This window comes from Aureimonas sp. OT7 (assembly GCF_014844055.1).
Lineage (GTDB): Bacteria > Pseudomonadota > Alphaproteobacteria > Rhizobiales > Rhizobiaceae > Aureimonas > Aureimonas altamirensis_A.
Genome location: NZ_CP062167.1, coordinates 50,835 through 75,541 on the forward strand (window position 1 = coordinate 50,835; position 24,707 = coordinate 75,541).

Below are 24,707 nucleotides of genomic sequence, written 5' to 3' on the forward strand. Positions count from 1 at the left end.
ACGCATATGCTTATCGTCGGCCCAGGGGGAACCGGCAAGACGATGACCGGCTCGGCGTTTGGCGAATTGCGCCTGCCACTTTTTTCGGTTTGGCTTGAGGCGCTGTTCAGCCGCTTCGTCGGAGAAACGGCCGATAAGATGTGTCTTCTGATCGATCGGATAGCGCGGACGCGCAGCATTTACACCTGCGTGCTCCGCGCCCGCCTGCCTTCCGGCGGGGCGTCACAGGCGCCCGATTTCAGGCCAACTTTGGATCACAGCCTTCTTTTCTTCTGCCGGACCAGAGTTTCTGAAGGCATCTCGCCGTAACGCATTTTATAAAGCCGTGCGAAGTTACCCATATGTGTAAAATATCTGGAAGCGATCATGATGACTGTATCTTCACCTGTTGCGAGCAGAAGACGGCGGTGAACGGCGTCCAGGCGGCGCTCCGTTATCCATTGGATCGGACTAACATTCATCGCGCTCCGGAACGCATACTGAAGCCCGCGCGCGGACAGGCCGCTGACACGCTCAAGATCCGTCAGCGTAATCTTTTGCTCAAGATGGGAATCGATATAGTCGCAGACCAGTTTTACTTTCGAAGAAACGGCGCTCGGCGACGGCGTCTGCGTATCCATGAACAGGCTCGGCGCCATCAGCATGATGGTCGAGCGCAGGATCATCTCGGAAATGCCGGCCCGTACGAGAAGATCGAGATCAGGCGCCAGGATATCCAGGAGTTCCGCGTAATGCCGGAAGATCTGTTCGAAGTTCACATGGCCCGCAACCAGCTTCAGGGAGCGGAACGTTTCCCAGTCCAGGATGCGCTCGCGCTCCCCCTCGGGATGGTTGCCAAGCATCGTGCGGGCGAGGGTTTCCAGCCGGTTGGGATCGATGTCGATGCCGATGACCGATCGGGCACCACTCTCACCCTGGGCGCTGCCGGGCGGAAGATAAAGCGCGGCGCGGCCTTGTCCCCACTCGATCGACCGCTGCCCCCGGCGTGTCTGGCAATGGCCCAGCATAGGCAGCATGAGGATACCGCGCGGGCTGTCCGAGGCGGAAAACCGCATGGGGGTGCTGGAGGCCGCGATGATGCGCAGGTCTTCCACCTGCGCGGCGGAGAAGGCGAACTGGAATGGATCGTCCCGCGTCAGGGGCCGGTATTCGATCTTCAGCCGGGCGCTCCCGGTCTGCTGCTCGGACAAGTTCGCAAAGTCATTGAACGTGATGCTGCTCTTTGTTCCGAAAGGCAGCGGGGGCGATATCTTCTTATTATTCAACCTCAAGTTGATGCCATTTCCAAGTCGACAATTGCAAATAATAAATTTTTCTGCTGAATTTTTCATTCAAACTGAGAATTCGACAAAGTCAAGGCTCCCAAAATCAATATTGAAGATATTACAATACCTCCCGTTGTCCCTCTCACAACTAAGAAGACACAGTAAAAATTTTTTGTCTCCCATTTCGTAATGGCGACAGTCCACTGCGTAATCTTGATTGCGAGCGCGGCGATCGGCTTCGTAGTTTCCCTACTAGTTGATTTCACACTCTGGGCTGGTGCGAGTCGGCGTGCGTCCATTTCATCCTGGCGCGCATGCCGGTCTGCTGGGGGGATGGTATGATGCGCATTGGGGCTGAAACGGCGGGCAGGAATCAGCGGAAAGCCGCAAGCTGCGGCAAGGCGGACCTGGCAGGCAGGACCATTGGCATCGGTTCTGTTGTCCCGCGCATGAAGCAGTTGCGCAGGGGGTTCCTGCTGACATCGGCGTTGGTGCCGGTTCTGGGCATCACGCTTTCAATGGTCCCGGTCGTCACCCATGCGCAAACCATCCAGATCGACCCCCTCGCTGGCGGCGCCGGTGGTGCGGGCGGCAAGGGAACGACGGCCGGCGCGGGCGGCGGCGGCGGCGGCGGTGGCGGCGGTGGCGGCGGTGCTGGCGGCAACACATCCAGCGCGAACAGTCCGGGTGCGGGTGGCCGCGCAGGCTTCGGCGGCACCTCCGGTGCTGGCGGCAACGCGGGTAACACGGCTGGCTCCGGTGGAATCGGCGGCGGCACGGCCGGCGCGGGCGGAACAGGCCTGACGCCTGCGGCGAATGGCGCCTCCGGGGGGGCGACCGGCGCCAATGCCGGTCTGGGCGGAAGCTCGACCAGCGGGTCCGGGCCCGGTTACGGCGGCGGCGGTGGCGGGCACGGATATATCGGGACAGCCTTGCCCACGTCCACTGTGACGGCAGGCAATGGCGGTGAGGGGAGCATTTCGCAGGTCGCAGGCGGCGGCGGTGGTGGTGGCGGCGGCGGCGGCTTTGGGGCCGTCGTTACGGGGACTGGAAATCTCGGTACGCTGACCATTGCGCTGACGGGCGGCAATGGCGCCGGCGGGGGGTATTCGGACCTCAATACCCTTGCGTCCGCTGGCGTCAGTGGTGCCGGCGGCGGAGGACTTTATCTTTACGGCAATGCCGCGACCCATTTGACCATTGGGGCCAACGTGAAGGGTGGCTCCAATACCCTCAATGGCCTCGTATATATCGGTGGCATGGGTGGTAGCGGCATCTTCGCAGTCAATACGGCAGATACCACGACGATAACCGTCGGAGCCGGAAGGACGGTTTCCGGTGGAAAAGGCGGCAACGCCACGGCCGGAGGCAACTCCTGGGGTACGCTTTATCCGCAAGGCATAGCCGGGGCCGGCGGTATCGGTATCGGTGGTAGCAATGTCCACGTTGTACTCAGGCCGACGTCCACTGTTTCGGGGGGATTGAGCGGCGATTACCTGGCGCCCCTCTCGATCAGTGTCGTTACGCCCGGTACGACCCGGTCGAACGCCATCCAGTTCACTGATGGCGTCAACGTCCTGGAATTGGAGGGCAACGGCGGCATCTCGGGCCAGACCTACGCGACCATTACCGGAAACGTGGTGGGTGGCGGCATCGTCAACACGCTGCGGTTGAGCGGTGCCGGTGGTGTGTTCGACGTGTCCCAGCTGGATGCCCAGACGGGTGGCAGCGTGCAGTTCCAGGGGATGAACGTCGTCGACGTCACAAGCAGTGGCACCTGGCGGGTCACGGGCCAGCAGGCAGGAACCGTGGGAGGCGCATGGTCGGTCGGCGGTGGCACGCTGCAGCTCGGGAGCGGCTCGACGGCAGGCGGCATCAAAGGGACGATCGACATCAATTCGGGCGGCACGCTGACGAATGGCCAATCCCTGACAGGATCGGTCGCCGGCTCGGTCCTTACCAACTCCGGCGGCACCGTCGCGCTTCAGGCGGTTGCGTCCGGCCCGGCTCTCACGAGCACCGGATCGTTCGCTTTGTTCGGGGGTTCCACCTTCGACGTCACCCTCGGTGCGCCGACGACCACAGCCCTTGTCGCCACGGATCTGAACCTGTCTTACGCGGGTGCGCTGGTCATCAACGCCAACAGCACCCTTGCGGAAGGCACATATACGCTGGTCAGCTACGGCGGCAACCTTGCCGGCTCGAACAACGGCTTCACCAGCATCACGGGGTCGTCGGACTTCGAGTACACGGCGGGCGTCGATACCACCGCAAAGCTGCTGACGCTTCAGGTCGTCGGCGCCGGTCTTTCCTGGAACGGCACCACCACGACCGGCAGTTCCGGACCGGTGGCTGGCGGCAGCGGCACCTGGACCGCTTCGAACAGCGTCACCAACTGGACCAATTCCGCCGGCACGAGCCGTGTGGCGTCCGACAGTGCCAAGGCGGCGATCTTCGCCGGCACCGCGGGAACCGTGACGGTGGATACGTCGTCCGGTCCGGTGGGCGCCAAGGCGCTCAAGTTCCTGACTTCGGGCTTTGCGATCACCGGCGGCACGCTGACGCTTGCGAACGCCTCCACCGCCCCCAAGGTCGACGTGGACGGGGCGTCCACGGTGGCCACCATCTCCTCGGTTATCGCCGGCAGCGACGGCATCGAGAAGATCGGCGCCGGCACGCTCATCCTGAGCGGGGCGAATACCTATGCGGGCGGCACCACGATTACGGACGGTACGCTGCGGATCGCTTCCGCCGGCAGCCTCGGAGCCGGCAGCTATTCGGGGGCGATCTCCCTCGCTTCGGGCACCCTGCTCGACTACGCCTCCTCCGCCACGCAGACCTTGTCGGGAGCGATTACCGGCACCGGTGGCCTGACCGTCTCGGGTACCGGCACGCTGACGCTTTCGGGCGCCAACGCCTATTCCGGGGCGACCACCATCGGTTCGGGGGCGGTGGTCCTCTCTGGTGGGGCCGCGATCGGCAATCAGAGTGCAGTCACGGTCGCGAGCGGTGCGAGCCTGACGGTAAACGCGAACGAGACCATCGGCTCGCTGGCGGGCGCCGGCACGGTGACGCTGGCCAATGTCAGCCAGCTGACCGCGGGCGGCAACAACAGTTCGACGACGTTTTCAGGGGTGATCGGCGGCATCGGGTCGGTGGAGAAGGCCGGCACCGGTACCCTGACCCTCAGCGGGACGAACACGATCATCGGCGCCGTGACGATATCCGCCGGCACATTGGCGCTGTCCGGCGACTCGACGCTTCCGGACACGACGGAACTCACCCTGGCCACGGGGGCGACGCTGGAACTGGCGAATGGCTCACAGAGCGTGGTCAATCTGAACGGCACCGGAACGGTGAATCTCAACGCCAACACCCTGACAGTTGGCGCCAATAACGGCACCGGCATGTTTGCGGGTGCGATCACCGGCACGGGCGGCCTGACCAAGGTCGGCTCCCTCGCCCAGTTCCTCACCGGGACCAACACGTTCACCGGTCCCGTGCATGTGGCTGAGGGCAGGCTGTTCGCCCAGAACGGGTTGGCGATTGCCGATACCGTCGCGGTGACCGTCGATGCCGGGGCTGAGCTTGTCCTGTTCTATGGCCCGGAAACCATCGGTTCGCTTGCCGGTGCAGGCAATGTCGTGGCGGCGGGCGCGAATTCGGTGCTCACGACCGGTGGCGACAATACCAGCACCACCTTCTCCGGTACGCTTTCCGGGACCGGGGTAACGATCGGTTTGACCAAGTCCGGCACCGGCACGCTGACGCTCACAGGGAACAACACCTATACCGGCGGCACGACCATTTCCGGCGGCACGCTGTCCATTGGCGATGGCGGTCTGACGGGGGCGGTCGCAGGCAACATCGTCAACGACGCGGCGCTGGTGTTCAATCGTTCCAACGACATGACCTATGCGGGAGCGATCTCCGGCTCGGGGACGCTGCAGAAGCTCGGCGCGGGAACGCTGACGCTTTCCGGGGGCAGTAGCCACACGGGCATGACGACGGTATCGGCGGGCACGCTGAACCTGACGGGAAGCGTGCTGGGGGACGTGGAGGTCCTGTCCGGGGCGAATCTTGTCGGCGCGAGCACGGGCGGCGCCGGCGGCACGGTGAGCATCGGCGCGGACGGCACGCTCGTCGCGGAGGGCGGGGCGGCTTCGGCTTTCGCGGTGGGGGCGCTGGTTCTGGACGGCGGCTCTGTGTTCGCGGTGACATTGGCGGCGCCCTCGACCACGGGGGCGGTTCTGTCCAATGGCGACGTGACGCTGGACGGCACGCTGGAGGTGACGGCGGGCGCCGGCTTCACCTCGGGAACGTATCGTCTGATCGATTACGCGGGCGCGTTGACGGACAACGGGCTTTCGGTGACGTCGCCGGCGCATTCGCTCTATGCGGTCGACACCTCGACCGGCGGTCAGGTGAACCTCCAGGTCGCATTGGGCCAGTGGTGGAACGGCACGAACGTCACTGGCGGGTCGAGCGTGGCCGGCGGCACGGGAACGTGGAACGTCGCGGCTGGCACGAGCAACTGGACGAACGAGGCCGGGAGCGCGGCGGAGGCGTGGGGCCAGGGCGGGCTGGCGGTCTTCGCCGGCACGGCGGGGACGGTGACGGTGTCGGGGGCGACGGATCCGAGCGTCGCGGGCCTGGAATTCCTGGTCGACGGCTACAGGGTGGAAGGCGCTGGCGCGTCGAACGTGATCCAGTTGGTCTCGTTCGGGGGCGGCGTGGCCCCGGCGATTTCGGTGGCGGCCGAAAGCACCGCGACGCTCGATCTGGCGCTGGCCTCTACCCTCGGGCTTCAGAAGACCGGCGTCGGCACGCTGGTGCTGACGCAGGCCAACCCTTCGCTGGAGGGCGAAGTCACGGTGTCGGAAGGCACGCTGCGCTTCCAGGGCGCCGCGAGCGGCGCCGGCACCCTGACCGTCAAGTCCGGGGCGGAATTCATCGCGGCGTCGGGCGCGACGGGGGGCTTCGTCGGCGACCTGACGCTGGAGAGCGGTGGCGCGATGCGGATGGAGGCGGACGGGAATAGCCACCTGACCTTCGGCAGCCTGACCATGCAGGCATCGAGCGTGCTGACGGTGGGCCTGGGGGCGCCCTCCGCGACCGCAGCGCTGACGACGGCGGCGACCGGTGGGCAGACCGGCACCCTGACCCTGGCCGGCACGCTGAACCTGGCGCCGCGCGCCGGCTTCGGCTCCGGCACCTACCGGCTGTTCGACTATGGCGGGACGTTCACGGATAACGGCATTGCCCTCGGACCGGTGCCGCAATATTCCAAGGCGGTACTCGACACGGCGACGGCGGGCGAGGTCAACCTGCTGATGGCGGCGGCGCAGTGGTGGAACGGCTCCACCGTCGTCCTGGGCGGGGAGAGCGTGGTCGGCGGCGACGGCACCTGGAACGTCTCGGCCGCGACGACCAACTGGACCGATGCGGCCGGCGCGGCGGCCGATCGGTGGTCGCAGGGGAGTATCGCGATCTTCGCCGGAACGGCGGGGACGGGGACGGTGAGCGGGGCGACCGCCCCGCAGGTGGCGGGAATGTATTTCCTGACCTCGGGCTATGAGGTGACGGGCGGGGGAATCGCACTGTCCGGTTTCAATGGCGCGGCGCCGGCGATCACGGTGGGTGACGCGACGTCCGCGACGGCGGGCTTAAGCGCCGCCATCGGCTCGGCGCTGACCGGGACGGACGGGCTGGTAAAGGACGGGTCCGGCACGCTGACGCTGACGGGAAGCAACAGCCTCACCGGGGACACGGTGGTCGCGGCGGGATCGCTGGTCTTCGCCGGCGGCACGTCGACGGTGGCCAAGATCGACATCTCCCGCGCCCTCACCAGTACGGCGGGGCTGACAGTAACGGGGAGCGGGACAAGTCTCGATACCGGAGGCGCCGCGTTCAACGTCGGCTATGGAGGCACGGGAACGCTCACGGTTTCCGACGGGGCTCTCCTGTCCACGACAGGCGGGGCGACCATCGCATACCAGAATGGCTCGTCCGGCACCGCCACCGTGACCGGGACGGGAACGCATTGGAACCTGGGCAGCAGTTACATTTATATCGGCAATTACGGCACCGGCGAGATGACCGTGTCGGGCGGCGCGAGGGTGACTGCCGGCTCCGCCCTCGTCGGCTATGAGGCAGAGGGTGACGGGGCGTACGGCGCGTTGACGGTGACCGGCGCCGGCTCGACCTTCGATATCGGGGACGGCTATCTCGAAGTCGGCTATCACAATAGCGGCTCGGTCACCGTGTCCGCGGGGGGCACGCTCGTTTCCGGTGACGCCTATATCGGCCTCTATGGCGGCCATTACGGTTCCTACAGCGGCAGCGTGACGGTGACCGGCCCGGGGTCGAGCTGGACAGCCGGGGAGATCTATCTCGGCTACGAGTATGATGGCTCGACCGGCACGCTCACCGTCGCCGACGGCGCGCTGGTGACGGCGACGGGCGCCTATCTCGGTTATTACGACGCCTCGCAGGGCGAGATCACGGTGACCGGCGCCGGTTCGACGCTGGACTTGCATGGCGGGGACCTTTTCGCCAGCTATTATGGCAACGGCATCGTGACCGTTTCGGACGGCGGCACGATCCTGAGCGGTTCTGTCTATCTCGGCAACAATACCAATATGTCCGGTATCGCCACGGTGACCGGCGCGAACTCGAGCTGGAACCTCGGCACGAATGTGCTTCTGCTCGGCGAATATGAAAGTAACGGCACTCTTACGGTTTCGTCCGGCGGCGCGGTGATCGCGGGCCAGGTGGCGAAGGCGGGCGACGCGGGGACCGCCACGGTGACGCTGGGCGGCGGCACCCTGCGGGCTTCGAAGAGCGAGGCGGATTTCCTGTCCGGATTCGCGGCGGGTGACATCGTTCTTGCGGCCGGGGGTGGTCGGCTGGACAGCAACGGGTTCGATATTGGCGTTTCGAGCGTTCTGGACGGGGTCGGAGGCCTGACGAAGGACGGCCTTGGAACGCTGACGCTGACCGGTACCAACACCTATTCCGGCGGCACGACGGTCTTGGCCGGGACGCTTCAGATCGGTGATGGCGGGACGAGCGGCTCGGTGGCGGGGGCCATCGCGAACAGCGCGACGGTCGTGTTCAACCGCTCGGACGACGTGACGGCGTCCGGTGCGATCACCGGGAGCGGCTCGCTGGTGCAACAGGGGGCCGGCAAGCTGACGCTGACGAGGGCGAACAGCGCGGGTGCGGGCACCACGGTGGCCGGCGGGACGCTGGAGATCCTGAGCGGGGTGACGCTGGCGAGCAACATCGTGGTGCAGTCCGGCGCCACCTTGCAGGGCGAGACGAGCGGGACGGCCGGGGCGGCGGTCAACGGCACGGTGAGCGTGCTGGACGGCGGCACGCTGCGGGCGGCGCCCACCAGCACGGCGGGCGTGCATGGCCTGTCCATGACGTCGCTGACCCTGTCCAACAGCGCCAACCTAGACGTGATCCTGGGGGCGAGCACGGGGATCGGCGTGTACTCCGCCGGCAGCCTGACGCTGGACGGCATCCTCAACGTCACGAATGCGGGCGCCATGGCGCTCGGCGTCTACAGGCTCATCGACTACACGACGCTGACCGCGGACAACGGGCTGGTTCTGGGGACCACGCCCACCGACTTCGCCTACACCATCCAGGTGGTGCCGAACCAGGTGAACCTGTCTGTTCTGGCGAGCACCATGCTGTACTGGAACGGCTCGACCACCACGCCGGACGGCACCATCCACGGCGGCAGCGGTACGTGGTCGGCGAGCCCGTCGAACACCAACTGGCTCACGGAGCCGCTGAACCAGTCGCGGGCGTGGGACAGCACGTATGCGGTGTTCGCCGGCACGGCGGGCGACGTGACGGTGTCCGGAACGGTGTCCAACACCGGCATGCAGTTCATGGTGGACGGCTATACGGTCGATAGCGGCACGATCACGCTGGCGGCCATGTCCGACCAGACGCAGGTGCGTGTGGGCGACGGAAGCGCGCAGGGCGCCGGCTATGTGGCGACGATCGGCTCGGTGATCGACGGCATGACCGGCCTCGAGAAGACCGACCTCGGCACGCTGATCCTCACGGGTGCCAATACCTATACCGGCAACACGACGGTGACGCAGGGCCGGCTGCAGATCGGCAATGGCGGCACCACGGGCGTCATCCTCGGCGATGTGGCCGTGGCGGCGGGCGCGAGCCTCGCTTTCGATCGCAGCGACGTCCTGACGTTCGCGGGCGTGGTCTCGGGCGCCGGCTCCCTTGTCCAGGCCGGTTCGGGCACGCTGACGCTGACGGGGGCCAACACGTATACGGGCGGCACAACCATTTCCTCCGGCACGGTCCAGGTGGGCGATGGCGGCACCTCCGGGTCCCTCGCCGGCGACGTGCTGAACGACGGGGCCCTCATTTTCAACCGGTCGAACGCCAGCAGCTTCGCGGGAGCGATTTCGGGAACCGGCACGCTGGAGACGTCCGGCACGGGCACGTTGACCCTGTCCGGCACCAACAGCTTCACCGGGGCGACCACGGTCTCGGGCGGCACGCTGGCAATCATGGGCGGCGCGTCGCTGGCCGATGGCGCACGCCTGACCATCGCCTCCGGCGCCGCGCTGTCGCTGGTGGACGCGGACGAGACGGTGGGCTCGGTGACGGGCGCGGGCGACATCGCGCTCAACAGCCACTGCCTGACCACCGGCGGCGACGGGACAAGCTCCAGCTTCTCCGGCGCCATCTCCGGCTCCGGCTGCCTCAACAAGACGGGCGCGGGCACCATGACGCTCACCGGCACCAACACCTATACGGGCACGACGACGGTGTCGGACGGCGCGATCCAGGTGTCCACGGCGGGCGCGCTGGGCACGGGTCCGCTGGCCCTTGAGGGCGCCGGCGCCCTCGTGGCAAGCAACACCTTCACCTTCGCACGCAGCATCTCGCTGACGCCGGTCTCCGGCAGCGGCGGGGGGACCCTCTCCGTCGATCCCGCCAGGACGCTCACGGTGTCCGGGGTCATTTCCGGCAGCGGCGCGCTGACGAAGTCCGGCGCCGGCACGCTGGTGCTGAGCAGTGCGAACACCTTCTCCGGCGCCACCAACACGGATGCCGGGACGCTGCAGATCGGGGGCGGCGCCTCCCTCTCGGATACGGCACGCCTGACCATCGCCGGCAGCGCCTTCGTCAACCTCACCGATGCGGACGAGACGGTCGGCTCCCTCGCGGGCGCCGGGTCCGTGGGCCTCAACGGCCATTGCCTGACGGCGGGCGGCGACGGCACCAGTTCCACCTTCAGCGGCACCATGACGGGGCCGGGCTGCCTCACCAAGACCGGCTACGGCACGCTGACCCTGACCGGCGCGAACACCCTGACCGGCCCGACCACGGTGTCCGGTGGCGCTCTCCAGGTCTCCGCGGCCAGCGCGCTCGGCACGGGCGCTCTGGCCCTCCAGGAAGGCGGCACGCTGCGCGCCAGCGACACCTTCACCTACGCCTCCGCCATCTCGCTCACGCCCGTCTCCAGCGTCGGCGGCGGCACGTTCGAGGTGGATGACACCAGGACGCTGACCCTTACCGGGACGATCACCGGGACCGGTGCCCTCGACAAGACCGGCACGGGCACCCTCGTCATCTCCGGCGCGAACAGCGCCAGCGGGGCCACCACCGTGACGGCCGGCACCCTCATCGGCGAGGGCGGCAACGCGCTCGGCGATGCCAGCGCGGTCAGCGTCGCAACGGGCGCCACCCTGATCCTGCGCCCGAGCGGCACGGAGACGGTGGGCTCCATTGCTGGCGGGGGCACGATCACGCTCGACGGAGCGCGCCTTGCCACGGGGGCCGACAATACGTCCACGACCTTCTCGGGTGCGCTCGGCGGCACCGGGGGCCTCGACAAGACCGGCACCGGGACGCTCACGCTCAGCGGCGCCAATACCTATAGCGGCGATACCAACGTCAATGGCGGCACGCTGGCCGTGAACGGCAGCGTGGCGGGCGACATCTATGTGTATGACGCCGCGACACTGGCCGGCACGGGCTCGGTGACGCAGACGGTGCATGTCCTCTCCGGCGGCACGCTCGCGGGCGCGCAGCCTACCGGCCTCACCATGGGCGCGCTCGACATGCGGGCGGGCGCCAACATGAACGTCACCCTGGGATCTCCCACGGGCGGCGGCGTGTTCGCCGTGAACGGCAACGTGACGCTGGATGGCACGCTGAACGTGACGCAGTCGCCGGGCTTCGGCATCGGCATCTATCGCATCGCCAACTATACCGGGTCGCTCACCGACAACGGCATGGATGTGGGCACGCTGACGGGCGGGCTGCTCGGCGGTGTGCAGACCTCGGTGGCGGGGCAGGTGAACATGTTCGTGGACGATCCGAACAGCCCGATCCTGTTCTGGAACGGCACGAACACCACGCCGACGCAGGCGGTCCTGGGTGGCTCCGGCATCTGGACGGCGGGCAGCCAGACCAACTGGATCAACGCCTCCGGTACCATTTCGCGGGCGTGGAACAGCGGTTTCGCCGTGTTCCAGGCAACCCCCGGCACGGTCACGGTGGACAATGCCGATGGCCAGGTCTCGGCCTCCGGCATGCAGTTCGTGGATACGGGCTACGTGGTCGCCGGCGGGCAGATCCTGCTGACCGGTACCAGCCCCGCAACCATCCGGGTGGGCGACGGGACGAGCGCGGGGGCCTCGACCACCGCGCGGTTAGACAGCGTGCTCACCGGCTCGGTGGGGATCGACAAGGGCGACCTCGGTACCCTCGTGCTGACGGCGGCGAACACCTATACGGGCGGCACCACCATCTCGGACGGCACACTCCAGCTCGGCAATGGCGGAACCACCGGGTCGATCCTCGGCGATGTGGTCGACAACGGCACGCTTGCCTTCAATCATTCCGGCACCACCACCTTCAGCGGCGTGGTCTCGGGTAGCGGGTCCGTGGTGCAGGCCGGCACCGGCACCCTGGCCCTCACCGGCACAAACACCTATGCGGGTGGCACCAGCATCCGGCAGGGCACGCTGCAGGTGTCCTCCGAGCGGGCGCTGGGAACCGGCGGGCTCACCCTGAGCACGGCGGGAACGCTGCACGCGACCGGATCCTTTACGCTTGGCGGCGCAGTGGCGCTGGTGCAGCAGGGAAGCGGAACCGCGGGCACCGTGGAGGTGGATGCCTCCCAGACCCTCGCCCTCGCGGGCGTGATCTCGGGCGCCCATGGATTGACGAAGACCGGGACGGGCACCCTCGTCCTCACCGGGAACAATACCTATGCCGGCATCACCACGATCTCGGCCGGCACGCTGCAGATCGGCAATGGCGGCACCACCGGCTCGATCGCCGGCGATGTGGTGAACAATGCCAGCCTGGTGTTCAACCGCTCCGACACCTACGCCTTCACCGGCTCCATCACCGGCTCCGGCGCCGTGACCTTTACGGGTGGCGGGACGGTGGAATTCTCCTCGCCCTATACCGGCACGGTGGCGGTGGATGACAGCACGGTTCGCCTCCAGGCGGGCACCACCACGGCCTCCCCGTTCACGGTCAATTCCGGCGGCGTGCTCGGCGGCACGGCGACCATCGGCGGCCTGACGGTGAATGCCGGCGGCACCGCGGCGCCGGGTTATTCGCCCGGCACGTTGACGGTGAACGGTGCGGTCGCGTTCAACTCCGGCTCGATCTATGCCGTGGACGTGACGCCCGACGGGCAGCACGACCTCATCCTTTCCACCGGCACCGTGACGCTGTCCCCCGGGGCGAGCGTGCAGGTGGTAGCGGTGCCGGGGCGCTACAAGCCCAACAGCACCAACACCATCATCTCCACCACGGGCACGGTGAGCGGCACGTTCGGCTCCGTCACCTCCGACTACGCCTTCCTTAAGCCGACGCTTACCTATGACCAGCAGAACGTCTATCTCTCGCTGGTCTATACGGGCGCCGACTTCCTGGCATATGCGCAGACGCCGAACCAGGCGAACGTGGCCGTCCCCGCCCAGGCGCTGGGCGCGGGCAACCCGGTATACGATGCAATCTTCACCCTGCCCGACGGCTCGGTGGCCAATGCCTTCGACCAGCTCACGGGCGAGGTCTATGCCTCGGCGAGCACCGTCATCCAGCAGGAATCCATCTATCTGCGCGATGCGGTGGGCGCGCGGCTGCGCCAGTCCGTCACCGACGGATCCGGCGCGCTCGCCCAGGCCGCCCGGACGGCGGGGTCGGCCAATACGCTCCTCAGCCAGGACCTGACCCCCACCTTGTGGGTGCAGGGAACTGGAGGCTGGGGCAACAGCTTCGGCAACGGCAACGCGGCCACCATCTCCTCGTCCGTCGGCGGCTTCTTCGCCGGCCTGGACGTGGCGATCGCCGACAATGCCCGCGCCGGCATCGTCGCCGGCTTCAGCCGGACGCAGTTCGACGTGGATGCGCGCTCCTCGAACGGCTCCATGGACAATTACGACATCGGCTTCTACCTGGGCGCCCAGTATGGCCCGATCGGGCTGCGGGGCGGCGTGTCCTATGCCTGGCACGACGTGAATGTGGGACGCACGGTGGCTTTCCCCGGCTTCTCCGAAACCAACGATGCGGATTACACCGTGGGCACCGCGCAGGTGTTCGGGGAGGCGGGCTATCGCATCTCCATGGACGCCTATGAGTTGGAGCCGTTCGCGGGCCTCGCCTATGTGAACGTGTCGGGCGCCTCGTTCGCGGAAAGCGGGCTCGGTGGTTCCGCGCTCCAGGTGGATGTGGGCACTCAGAACACGCTCTACACCACGCTGGGCGTGCGGGCTGCCACTACCATCCAGGTGGGCGGCCATACGCTGACGCCGAGCATGACGCTGGGCTGGCAGCATGCGTTCGGCGACACCAACTCCGCCGCCAACATGATGTTCGCGGGTGGCGCGACGCCGTTCCAGATCCAGGGCGTGCCCATCGCCGAGGATACGGCCATCCTGGAAGCCGGATTCACCTATGCTCTGTCCGACATGGCGACCTTCAAGGTTAATTATACCGGCCAGATCGCTTCGGAAGCGAGCCAGAACGCGTTCACCGCACAGTTCTCGCTGAAGTTCTGATGGCCGCGCACGCTCGTCCGATCGGAGGTGGTTCCCGTCTCCGATCATCAAGAGGGGCAATACAGGCCCAACGGCGCCTGCCCAGCGGGCAGGATGGGTCCGGTCCCCTCTTCTGTGTCCATTTCTGTTTCGAGGTATCCAAAAGCAAAATGATGCGTTCATTTCCCCTGGGAGCGCCCCTCGGCGTCGCCCTCGCCGCCAGTGCGGTCCTGATGGTTGCCGGCTTGCTGGATATGCCCGCCCACGCGCAACAAACCCAACCGGCACCATCCGCCCGTCCCGCACCCGCGACCTCAACGGTGCCGGCGGCCGACACCTCCCAGCCGGGCGCCACCACAGCCACCTACCAGGACTGGCTGATGCGCTGCGTGGCGCAGGCGGACAAGGCGCGGACCTGCGAAGTGGTCCAGAATCTGCAGGTCCAGGGGCAGGGCGTAATCGCCAGCATCGCTGTCGGGCGCCCCGACCCGAAGGCGAGCATGAGCCTCGTTATCCAGCTGCCACAAGGCGTCTGGTTGCCCGCCGGGGTCAAGTTCCAGGTGAGCGAGAAGGCCAAGCCGCTGCAGTTGGACTACAAGCGCTGCGTGCAGTCCTGCATCGCAGAGGTCCAACTCGACGCGACATCCGTGCAGGCGCTGAAGTCCGCCACGGAGCCGGGCAGCTTCACGTTCGAGGACGGTGCGCGCAAGTCGGTGACCCTGCCGGTCTCGTTCAAGGGTTTCGGCCCCGCCCTCGATGCAAGTCTCAAGCCCTGAGCCTCAACCTCGAGTCTTGACTGCGCGCCGCTGTCGCCACTTCCGGCTGATAGCCCACAGATGCCTTGCCCATCAGAGAAAAGTTTCGCGATCATGTCCACAGCGACCGAGTCCCTCCCGACCCCCACCCCGCTCCCCCCCTTCTATCGCACCCCCGCGCTGCTGCGCTTTCCAGAGCATCGCCAGATCGGCATACGGGAGGTACCGAACTTCGGCTTCGCTGCCGACGCCCCGGCTCTTCCGCTGGTGATAGGCGAGTTTCTGCAGGCCCAGCGCAGCTATCCCATCGTGTTCTCCATGGATGCCGGTGCAGCACCCCTTGCCGTCACCAGCTTTGATGCTGGAAAGAACCTGTTCGTGGCGGCGGACGGGACCTGGGACAGTGGGCACTATGTTCCAAGCTATGTGCGACGCTACCCCTTCATCGGTATGACCGCCACGGAGGGCAGCACCACGATGCTCGGCCTCGACCTCTCCGCGCCCCATGTCAGCACCGATGCAGCGCGGGATGCAGCCCGCCCCCTGTTCGCGGAAGAGGGCGCCGCCACCGAGGCCGCCGCTGTCGCCATGGCCTTCTGCGACGCCTACGCCCGCGAGCACGAGCGCACCCGCGCGTTCTGCGAAGCCCTCGAAGCGTCCAAACTGCTCGCTGCTCGCGAGGCCCGCGTTACGCTCCCCGATGGAACTGAAAAGCTCGTGCACGGCTTCCGCCTCGTCGACGAAGCTGCCTTCCGCGCCCTCTCCGGCCCAACCTTAGAGACCTTCCATGCCTCGGGATGGACTGACCTCATCGTCCTCCACCTCGCATCTCAAAATACCTGGCAAACCCTCGCAACACGCGCAAACGCAAACAAAGAAAAAATACCCGATTGAAACAAACTTAACCAAACATCACACCCTTGGACGGGTCGATAAAATTCGTGCCGGACAGCCAAATCTTTGGTTCGTTCCTTACGAACGATCAGATCACCTACAAGGTCCGCCCGTATACGGCGCGGCGGTGACGGATTGTAGGGGCCTCTACAAGGCGACCGTGGCGGCCTAAACAGCTGCATCCCGCGTGGTCGGCAGCACGTGGCCGACCATGAAGGATCGGAGAGCGTTGCTTACCCGTTACTTAGTTGCAAAACGGGTGGCGACATCGGAGGATTTGCCGCAGTCCAATTTGTGACGCCTGCAAACGTGCCGTCCGGCGGCAATCCCCTGTCCGTTGAATGGCGTCAGATCTCCTGCCAAACCGTGCCAAATCGCGCGCCGCGCTACGGAAACGAGGCAGAGTTTATCTATCTCAAATCGCGCGCCGCGCTACAAATGCTTGGTGCTCGCGGCAGCCTCGATGCCATCGGAGGAAATCTCGATCAGGGGCCCGAAGGGGATTTTCGAGGAACATGGACGAAGGCTGCAGACGCGGACGCGCCGCTCGTCCTGATCATCCCCGGATCGGGCCCCACGGACCGGGACGGCAACAGCCCGCTGGGGATCGTCGCCGGCACCTACCGTCTTCTGGCCGAGGGTTGGCGCAGAAGGGGATTTCGGCGGTCCGCATCGACAAGCGAGGAATCGCGGCAAGCGCCGGTGCGGTTCGCGATGCCAATGCCGTTACGATCGACGATTATGTCAGCGACGCCCGAGCCTGGGTGGACGACATCCGGCGCCGGACCGGGACGTCATGCGTCTGGATCCTCGGACACAGCGAAGGCGGGCTCGTTGCCCTCGCAACCGCGCAGGAAAGCCCGGACATCTGCGGACTCATCCTCGTTGCAACGGCTGGCCGCCCCATGGGCGACGTGGTGAAGACGCAGCTTCGTGCCCAGCCTGCCAATGCGCCGCTGCTGCCTAAGGCCGACGCCGCAATCAATGCACTGGCGGCGGGCGAGCGCGTCGATGCAGACGCCGTGCCGCCCGCGCTGGCGCCGCTGTTTGCGCCGGCTATCCAAGGCTTTCTTATCAGCGCGTTCGCGCTGAACCTCGCGGACCTTGCCGGACGGGTGCAGAAGCCGGTCCTGATCCTGCAGGGCGACGGGGACATCCAGGTTGGCGTCCCCGATGCAACGGCGCTGAAGGCGGCGGCCCCGACCGCTGAACTTGCCGTGATTCCCGATGTGAACCACGTCCTCAAGGTGGTCTCGTCCGACGACGCCGCCGCGAACATCGCCACCTATGCCGACCCGGCCCTGCCCCTCGCACCGGGCATCATCGAGACGATCGCGGATTTCCTTGCACGGCAGACCGCCGCCGATCCGTTCTGATCGCACGCAGCCTTGGGGCAGGCTTGGGCCCGGCGGCAGCGGCGCCTGGCAGAAACGCAAATTGCCAGGCAGGATGGGCGTCGCCGTTAAAAGTCGATGTCGGCGTTCGCCGCCACGCGTATCGACGCTAGCGCGTATCGCGCCAGCCGCGCCCGAGCACGAAGCGTGCCATGACGGGCACGAGCACGAGCATCAGCAAAAAGCGCCCAAGCTGGTGGACCGCCACATAGGCCGGGTCGAGATCCATCATGAAGGCCAGCATGACCATCGCCTCGATGCCGCCGGGTGCGAAGGCGATCATCGTCTGTCCGAGCGGAATGGACAGGAGGTGCGAGGCCAGCATGGCCGTTGCCCCGGCAACGGCCAGCGCCACGACGAACGCGCCCAGCGAGGCCATCAGATTGCGCGCCACCTCGCGCGGGTGAATGCCCTGGAAACGCAGGGCGATATAGGTGCCGAGGATAATGAAGCCGCCCTCCATCATCCAGCGGGGCGGACGTCCGTGCACGACATCGGCGCCGTGCAGCGCGGCGCTGGCAAGAAAGGCGCCCACCAGCGCGCCGGCCGGCAGCTTCAGCCTCACTCCGATGAAGGCGCCGGCCAACCCTGCCAGGAACATGAGGGTCAGCTCGCCCGCGGGCGGCCCCTGCACCTGCGGCACCGCCGCATGGCCATGTCCGACCATCACGACGATGCTGGGCAGGATGGCGATCAGCAGGAAGACGCGCAGGCTTTGCGATTGCGCGACCCGGGCGACATCCCCACGCGCTTCCTGCATGATCGCAAGAACATAGGACAATGCGCCAGGTATGGCCGAGAAATACGCCGATTTGCGCTCCCAGTTCATGGCATGGACGAGATAGGCATAGACCGCCAGCGTCACGGCCACGGTGCCCAGTGCCATCAGGGCCAGGCTCAAGGGCCAGCTATGCGCCTTGGCAAGGGCATCGGGCGTTACGCCGGCGCCCATGGATACACCCAGGAAGGTGAACAGCAGGGTGACGGCCGGTGTCGGGATGCGCGCGCCGAACCCGCCGAAAAGGACCAGCAGGCCAGCGCCGACCATCGCCCCGGACAGCGACGCCGCCGGGACGCCGACCAGATGCGCGACACCCGCGCCGGACAGGGCTGCCAGGGCGATCAGGATCGCAGCCTGCCACCCGTCGCGCGGCAGCGCCACCTTTTCCGATCTGATCTCCTTGATGGACAAACCTGTCTCGATTCTCGTCTGCGTTGCCACGGGATTGTTGCCTGCCGAACAGGCTATATAACTGTTCCAGTTCCACAGGACTTCTCGTCTGGAGAAGGCCCCATCGCAAGGAAACAGGCCACGCATGAACCAGGGCTTCGATGCGGTGACGGCGCAACTGGTTCTGGCGCTGGCACGCGACGGCTCCATCGGACGTACCGCCGCCCGCGAGAATATCGCGCCCTCTGCCGTCAGCCGGCGCATTTCGGAGCTGGAGGCGCGCTTGGGCATAGCCCTGTTCGAACGGCTGCCGCAAGGCATGGTGCTGACCGCCGCGGGGCGCATCTACGCGGCCGGCTGTCGCCGCATCCTGCGCCGGATCCTGGACCTGGACGCCGAGATGCAGGCCATATCGCAGGGGCGCTCCGGGCTCCTGCGAATCGCCGCAACCACATCCGCCCTATCGGGTCGCGCCCCCGAGGTACTGGCGGAGTTTGCAAGGATGCATCCGGACATCCGGCTTGAACTGGAAGAGATGCCCGCCGTCACCAACCTTGCCGCGCTCGAGGACGCCCGCGTCGACATCGCCATATTGCCCGATAACCACGACATGTCGGCCTTCGATACCGAGCCGTTCGACGACGACAGGGTTTATGTCATCGCGCCGTCGGACCATGCCCTCGCCCCGACGCTCGTCGCCAGCCGGCCGGTGGCCTTTTCCGATATGCCGTTGGAGGAGATGGTCGGCTTCCACGAGCACGGAGCCCTCGACAGGCTGCTGACGGAGGCGGCGCGCAAACTGGGTCGAAACCTTGGAACGCGCATTCGCGCCGAAAGCTTTTCGGCCCTGGTGCGTCTGGTCGAGGCCGGGTTCGGCATCGGGTTCGTCCGGGCGACGGCCTTGCACCTTCTGGCCGGAACCGACGTCGCCGCCGCGCCGCTTTCCGACGCATGGGCGCGGCGCTTCCAGCTTCTCGCCTGCCGCCGCGCCAGCCAGCCCAACCCATCCGTCGAGGCCTTCCGGGAACTGGCGCGGCATGGCGCGCCGGTTCCCTGTACGGTTTGAGGCCGAGGGCCTGGAAATCCGCCGTCATCGGATCCGGCCCGATCCGTCCGCCGCCATCGTCCAGCCCGGCGATCCGCGCCATGTCCTCTTGCGTCAGTTCGAAGGAGAAGAGATCGAAATTCTCGGCGATGCGGCTTGCGGTCACCGACTTCGGTATGACGACGAAGCCGTTCTGGACATGCCAGCGCAAAATCACCTGTGCCGGCGTCCGGCCGAGGCGGCTTGCGATCTCCCCGATGGTCGCATCGTCCAGCATGGCGCCACGCCCGAGCGGGCTCCAGCTTCTCGCCTGCCGCCGCGCCAGCCAGCCCAACCCATCCGTCGAGGCCTTGCGGGAACTGGCGCGGCATTTCGCGCCGGTTCCCTGTACGGTTTAAGGCCGAGGCCCTAGAACTCCGCCGTCATCGGATCCGGCCCGATCCGCCCGCCGCCATCGTCCAGCCCGGCGATCCGCGCCATGTCCTCTTGCGTCAGTTCGAAGGAGAAGATGTCGAAATTCTCGGCGATGCGGCTTGCGGTCACCGACTTCGGTATGACGACGAAGCCGTTCTGGACATGCCAGCGCAAAATCACCTGTGCCGGCGTCCGGCCGAGGCGGCTTGCGATCTCCCCGATGGTCGCATCGTCCAGCATGGCGCCACGCCCGAGCGGGCTCCAGCTTTCGGTCAGGACGCCGCGCTCGGCGTCGGCCCTGGCCAACGCCGTCTGCTGGAAGCGCGGATGAAGCTCGATCTGGTTCAGCACCGGCGCGATACCGGTTTCGGCGATGATCCTGTCCAGGTGCTCCGCCGTGAAGTTGGAGACGCCGATGGACTTTACCTTGCCTTCCTCGCGCAGGCGGATCAGGGCGCGCCACGTATCGACATAGAGGTCGCGGCTCGGCGCGGGCCAATGGATCAGGTACAGGTCCACATAATCGAGCTTCAGCCGGGAAAGGCTTTCCTCGGCGGCCTTCAACGTCGCCTCGAAACCCTGGGCGTCGTTCCAGACCTTGGTGGTGATGAAGATGTCTTCGCGGGCGATGCCGCTGTCGCGCACGCCCTTGCCGACCCCTGCCTCGTTTCCATAGATCGCCGCGGTATCGACATGCCGGTAACCGGTCTCGATGGCGGTTCGAACGGCCGTGGCAGCAGCGTCGTCATCCGCCTTGAACACGCCAAGGCCGACCTGTGGAATACGCCGGCCGTCATTGAGTTCGAGATAGGTCTGGGAGGTCATGCGAATATCCGTTTCCTATGTCCCGGCCGGACAGGATGCCCCGGCCCCTGCCCCATAATTGGGTGCCGGGACGGCATTTCCAACCGCTTCGGGAACGCGTCGCTCGCTATTCCCGTTTCTCCCGCAGGTCTGAACAATCGGGGAAACGCCGTGTCGCCGCGCGCCAATTGGAAGGGATATCTCAAGATCGACGAGGTGGCCTGCCCCGTCGCCCTCTACACGGCGGCCTCCACATCGGACCGCATCGCCTTCCATACGATCAACCGGTCCACCGGCAATCGCGTCCGCCGCATCTTCGTGGACAGCGAGACCGAAAAGCCGGTCGAGCGCGACAACCAGGTGAAAGGGTACGAGACGGGGCCGGACGACTACATCGTCCTGACGCCGGAAGAAGTGGCGGCCGCCGTACCGGAAAGCGACAAGACGCTCGCCATCTCTTCCTTCGTACCCTGCAGCAGCATAGACGACGTCTATCTGGACAAGCCCTATTACATTGCGCCGTCCGAGCCGCATGCCGCGGAAAGCTTCGTGCTGATCCGCGACGCTCTGGCGAAGCGCAAGGTGGCGGCCCTGGCGGAGGCCGTCCTGTTCCGCCGCGTCCGAACCCTTCTCATCCGTCCGCATGGCGATGGCCTGATCGCCTCGACGCTGAACTTCGACTACGAGGTGCGCTCCGCCGCCGACGCGTTCGACAAGATCCCGGCCATGAAGATCAAGGGCGAGATGCTGGATCTCGCCCGCCACATCATCGAATCGAAGGCCGGGCGCTTCGAGCCGGATACGTTCGAGGACCGCTACGAGCAGGCACTCGCCGAACTGGTCAAGGCCAAGGCGGAAGGGCGCAAGCCCAAGGCCGTCAAACCCCGAAAGAGCGCCAAGGTCGTCGATCTGATGGAGGCTTTGCGTCAAAGCGCGGGCACGGCAGGCCGGAAGACGAAAGAAAAGCCGGCTAAGATCAAGAAGGCGAGCTGAAGCGCTACTTCTTCTTTCCCTTGTCGTCGAGGCTCTTGCGAAGGGCATCCATGATGCTGATGACGTTGCCGGCGGCCTCCGGCGCGGGGCTGGCCTTCTGTTTCCGGCCGGTCGTCCTGGATTTCCGCTTTTTACGACGCGTCTCGATCAGGTCGATCAGCTTGTCCTGTACCGGGTCCTCGACCATTGCCGGGTCCCAGTTGGTCATGCGGGCGTCCACGAGCTTCAGCATCATCCTGGACAAGGCGGCATCCGCCTTCGGTTTCCCGATCCCGGTGAAATAGTCTTTCTCCTCACGGACCTCGTCGCCATAGCGCAGGGTCCAGAGCACGATCCCCTTGTCGCGCGGCTCCAGCAGGACGGGGCGTTCGCGCCTGTACATCACAACGCGGGACAAGCCTGCCGTCCCGGTCGCCGCCATGGCCTCGCGGATGACGACGAACGCTTCTTCGCCAACCGGATCGCTCGGCATCACGTAATGCGGCCTGTCGAACCAGACCCATCCGACCGTATCGCGTTTGACGAAGCGCTCTATGTCGATGGTGCGGGTGCTTTCCAGCCCGACGGCGTCGATCTCTTCGTCTTCCAGCACGACGAAATCATCTTCACCACGTTGCCAGGCGCGCGCTTCGTCCTCTTCCTTCACGGCCTTGCCCGTCTCCGAGTCGACATAACGGCTGACGACGCGATTGCCGGTTTGCGCGTTGAGCGTGTGGAAGCGCACTTTCTCCTGGTCGGTGAGCGCCGGCATCATGGTGACGGGGCACGTCACCAGCGACAGTTTCAGATAGCCCTTCCAGAATGTGCGCGGCGCCATGATCGACCTTCTCCGAACCCCTCGGGAAACGGCAAGACGTCAGTCACGTTCCACGCCTCTATCATCCTGTCGTCCAGCTCAAGCCATAAAGGAGCCAATCTGACGCGTCGCTGCAACGACGGCAACGTATCGCGCGGCCTTGGCAATGGTGACGAGCAGGAGGAAGCTCCAGAGCGGTTCGCGCATGATGCCGGCGGCCAGCGTCAGCGGATCGCCGATCACCGGCACCCAGCTTGCCAGAAGCGACCAGCGCCCATAACGCGCATACCAGCCCTTCGCCCGCTCCATCTGCTTCGGCGACGCGGGAAACCAGCGCCGCCCTGCGAAACGCTCCACCTGCCGGCCGATTGCCCAGTTGACCAGCGATCCCAGCACGTTGCCGGCCGTCGCGACGCTGACGAGAAGGAAGGCCGCGTGCGTTCCCGACGCGACCAGCGTGGCCAGCACCGCCTCGGATTGCGCCGGCAGAAGCGTCGCCGCCACAAAGGCCGCCAGAAACAGTCCCGCCAATCCGGCCAAGCAACGACCCCGCGCAGCAACCCCCGGCATTGCCAAATGTTGCACGATAAACTACAAATCAATCGGCCCGATGGGGAGGTGGCTCTCCCACACCGGGCCTAACCATAACGCTCACAGCTAAGGAACAGGAGCATCATGGCTAATCCAGCCTCTAACATATTTCCTCCACCGTCTGCATCATTCCTTCCGCCTGCGAAGGGCTGATGCACGTCCGGTTCAAGACCGGCGAATGGAGGCATATCCCCGGACGTCTCGTCGAGACCGAAGACGGCTATCTCCTGCCGGTGGATGCATTCACGGGCATCGCCCATAGAATCGTTCCCGAAGACCTGCTGACCGTCGCACGCAAGCTGGTGAAAACCGCAAGTGAGCGCCGCTGGCAGCTCCGCCAGTCGCAACTCAACCGGATGCGGCTCGAGCTCGCAAGGGAGTGCATCCAGCACGCCCTCGCGGATTGGGAAGTGAACTACTATTAGAGGTTGGCGGTGGGGCGGTTTCGTCCGCGCTTCCGCCCCCTCGCCAAAGCGTACCGGCCGCGGATTTCGTCGGCCGTGGCGGCCCTTCTCCCAAGTGCGGCACGGCTCCGCGAAGCCGATGCCACCAAGACCCTGCTTGCCTGCTTGCCGCGATGGCGATCCGTAAGCCCCCCATCCACGATCTATCGAGCTTGCCGGCACGCCCGCCGGACGGGCCATGCAGGCCATTCGAACCTGCGTGCAAGGGCCGCTTGCGCCGGCCTTACCGGCTCAAGGGTTGACGCGGATATTGGGTAGGCCTACTATGCATCATAATAAATGCGTTCAAAATAATGAACGGTTGGGAGGATGCCAGGGGTGAGCGGGCGCGGAGCCGAACGGATACTCGATCTGGTCGAATGGATGGCCGGGCAGGTTGCGCCCGTCGGGCTCGCCGATGCCGCGCAGGCGATGGCTACCCCGAAAAGCTCCATGCTGCTGCTGTTGCGGATCCTGGTGGATCGCGGCTACGCCGAGCGCCTGCCCGATGGCCGCTACGCATTGGCCCGGCTGCCGGGTGAGATGGGGTCCACCGGCCGGGCCTGGGGCACATTGCTGCGCGTGGCGGAGCCAAGGCTGCGCGCCGCCGTGGACACCGTCCGTGAAACGGGTTTCGTCGCCGTGCTCGACGAGGGCAAGGTGCGCTATCTCAACAAGCTGCTGCCCGACCGCGAGATCCGCTATGACCGGGACATAACGGCGCCCCGCGCACCGCATCAGGTGGCCAGCGGCATCGCGCTGATGGCATGGATGCCGGCAGCCGAGCGCGAAGCCCTTATCGCCACGCTCGACGCGGACCCTGCGGCGCTGGAGGCCGACCTGGCCGCCTGCCGGGCAAACGGTTTCTTCTACAATGGCAAGGGCGTCGTCGAAGGGGCGGCCGGCGTCGCCGCGCCCGTCTTCGGAGCGGATGGCCGGGCCGTGGCCGCCATCAACATCTCCGGCCCCCGCGACAGGGTGGCCGCACAGATCGACAGCCTGTCGCAACAGGCCGTCCAGACGGCGGCGCGCGTGACGGAGGAGTTGCAGCGCCGCACCCATAACAAACGCATCCCGGGAGGAAACTGAC

Annotated in this window: 14 protein-coding genes and 1 pseudogene; 9 read left to right on the top strand and 6 right to left on the bottom strand. The window is 66.2% G+C overall.

The genetic code is table 11. The annotated features are described in order from the left end of the window. Positions 1 to 42 precede the first annotated feature (42 nt). Positions 43 to 309 carry a hypothetical protein gene (locus tag IGS74_RS20130; protein WP_246723199.1) on the top strand — a complete coding sequence of 89 codons (267 nt, stop codon included), beginning with the start codon at positions 43 to 45 and terminating at the stop codon, positions 307 to 309. Here the strand turns inward: IGS74_RS20130 and IGS74_RS20135 are convergent. Beyond that, a complete protein-coding gene (locus IGS74_RS20135) occupies positions 255 to 1,331 on the bottom strand; it encodes an AraC family transcriptional regulator (protein WP_246722787.1) in 1,077 nt (358 codons plus the stop codon). The two genes, IGS74_RS20130 and IGS74_RS20135, sit on opposite strands and share 55 nt — an antisense overlap. A 383-nt stretch (positions 1,332 to 1,714) precedes the next feature. Here IGS74_RS20135 and IGS74_RS20380 point away from each other — a divergent pair, with 383 nt between their 5' ends. From IGS74_RS20380 to IGS74_RS00305, 4 genes are all read left to right on the top strand, one after another. Continuing rightward, positions 1,715 to 14,338: an autotransporter-associated beta strand repeat-containing protein gene (locus IGS74_RS20380; RefSeq protein WP_192388647.1), complete on the top strand. Its 12,624-nt coding sequence runs from the start codon at positions 1,715 to 1,717 to the stop codon at positions 14,336 to 14,338. Positions 14,339 to 14,490: 152 nt separating this feature from the next. Then, positions 14,491 to 15,093, top strand: coding sequence for an invasion associated locus B family protein (locus IGS74_RS00295; RefSeq protein ID WP_246722796.1), 603 nt, complete (start codon positions 14,491 to 14,493; stop codon positions 15,091 to 15,093). A 93-nt stretch (positions 15,094 to 15,186) separates the two neighbouring features. Further along, complete coding sequence (locus tag IGS74_RS00300) at positions 15,187 to 15,966, top strand: SapC family protein (protein WP_192388649.1); 780 nt, start codon at positions 15,187 to 15,189, stop codon at positions 15,964 to 15,966. A gap of 641 nt (positions 15,967 to 16,607) precedes the next feature. Further along, entirely contained in the window at positions 16,608 to 17,342 is a 735-nt protein-coding gene (locus IGS74_RS00305) for an alpha/beta fold hydrolase (protein ID WP_206688202.1), read from the top strand. 127 nt (positions 17,343 to 17,469) lie between these two features. Here IGS74_RS00305 and IGS74_RS00310 read toward each other — a convergent pair whose 3' ends face one another. Then, positions 17,470 to 18,582, bottom strand: a complete 1,113-nt coding sequence (locus IGS74_RS00310; RefSeq protein ID WP_192388651.1) for an AbrB family transcriptional regulator — start codon at positions 18,580 to 18,582, stop codon at positions 17,470 to 17,472. 94 nt (positions 18,583 to 18,676) lie between these two features. Here IGS74_RS00310 and IGS74_RS00315 point away from each other — a divergent pair, with 94 nt between their 5' ends. Next, positions 18,677 to 19,597, top strand: coding sequence for a LysR substrate-binding domain-containing protein (locus tag IGS74_RS00315; protein ID WP_192388653.1), 921 nt, complete (start codon positions 18,677 to 18,679; stop codon positions 19,595 to 19,597). Between the two features lie 13 nt (positions 19,598 to 19,610). On the opposite strand, the pseudogene IGS74_RS00320 reads toward IGS74_RS00315, so the two are convergent. Then, positions 19,611 to 19,880 (bottom strand): annotated as a pseudogene (locus IGS74_RS00320) (aldo/keto reductase); the annotation flags it as partial. Positions 19,881 to 19,984: 104 nt separating this feature from the next. Then, positions 19,985 to 20,815: an aldo/keto reductase gene (locus IGS74_RS00325; protein ID WP_192388655.1), complete on the bottom strand. Its 831-nt coding sequence runs from the start codon at positions 20,813 to 20,815 to the stop codon at positions 19,985 to 19,987. A 150-nt stretch (positions 20,816 to 20,965) separates the two neighbouring features. On the opposite strand from IGS74_RS00325, the gene IGS74_RS00330 reads away from it, so the two are divergent. Continuing rightward, a complete protein-coding gene (locus IGS74_RS00330) occupies positions 20,966 to 21,787 on the top strand; it encodes a Ku protein (protein WP_192388657.1) in 822 nt (273 codons plus the stop codon). Positions 21,788 to 21,791: 4 nt separating this feature from the next. Here IGS74_RS00330 and IGS74_RS00335 read toward each other — a convergent pair whose 3' ends face one another. Together IGS74_RS00335 and IGS74_RS00340 are read right to left on the bottom strand one after the other, a co-directional pair. Further along, complete coding sequence (locus IGS74_RS00335) at positions 21,792 to 22,604, bottom strand: Ku protein (RefSeq protein ID WP_192388659.1); 813 nt, start codon at positions 22,602 to 22,604, stop codon at positions 21,792 to 21,794. Between the two features lie 78 nt (positions 22,605 to 22,682). Further along, positions 22,683 to 23,123 carry a YqaA family protein gene (locus IGS74_RS00340; protein WP_246722799.1) on the bottom strand — a complete coding sequence of 147 codons (441 nt, stop codon included), beginning with the start codon at positions 23,121 to 23,123 and terminating at the stop codon, positions 22,683 to 22,685. 203 nt (positions 23,124 to 23,326) lie between these two features. Between IGS74_RS00340 and IGS74_RS00345 the strand changes: the two genes are divergently transcribed. Together IGS74_RS00345 and IGS74_RS00350 are read left to right on the top strand one after the other, a co-directional pair. Beyond that, the gene (locus IGS74_RS00345; RefSeq protein ID WP_039188680.1) at positions 23,327 to 23,599 is read left to right on the top strand and encodes a hypothetical protein; all 273 of its coding nucleotides are present in this window, start codon (positions 23,327 to 23,329) and stop codon (positions 23,597 to 23,599) included. A gap of 357 nt (positions 23,600 to 23,956) precedes the next feature. Then, the gene (locus IGS74_RS00350; RefSeq protein WP_192388662.1) at positions 23,957 to 24,706 is read left to right on the top strand and encodes an IclR family transcriptional regulator C-terminal domain-containing protein; all 750 of its coding nucleotides are present in this window, start codon (positions 23,957 to 23,959) and stop codon (positions 24,704 to 24,706) included. Position 24,707 lies beyond the last annotated feature (1 nt).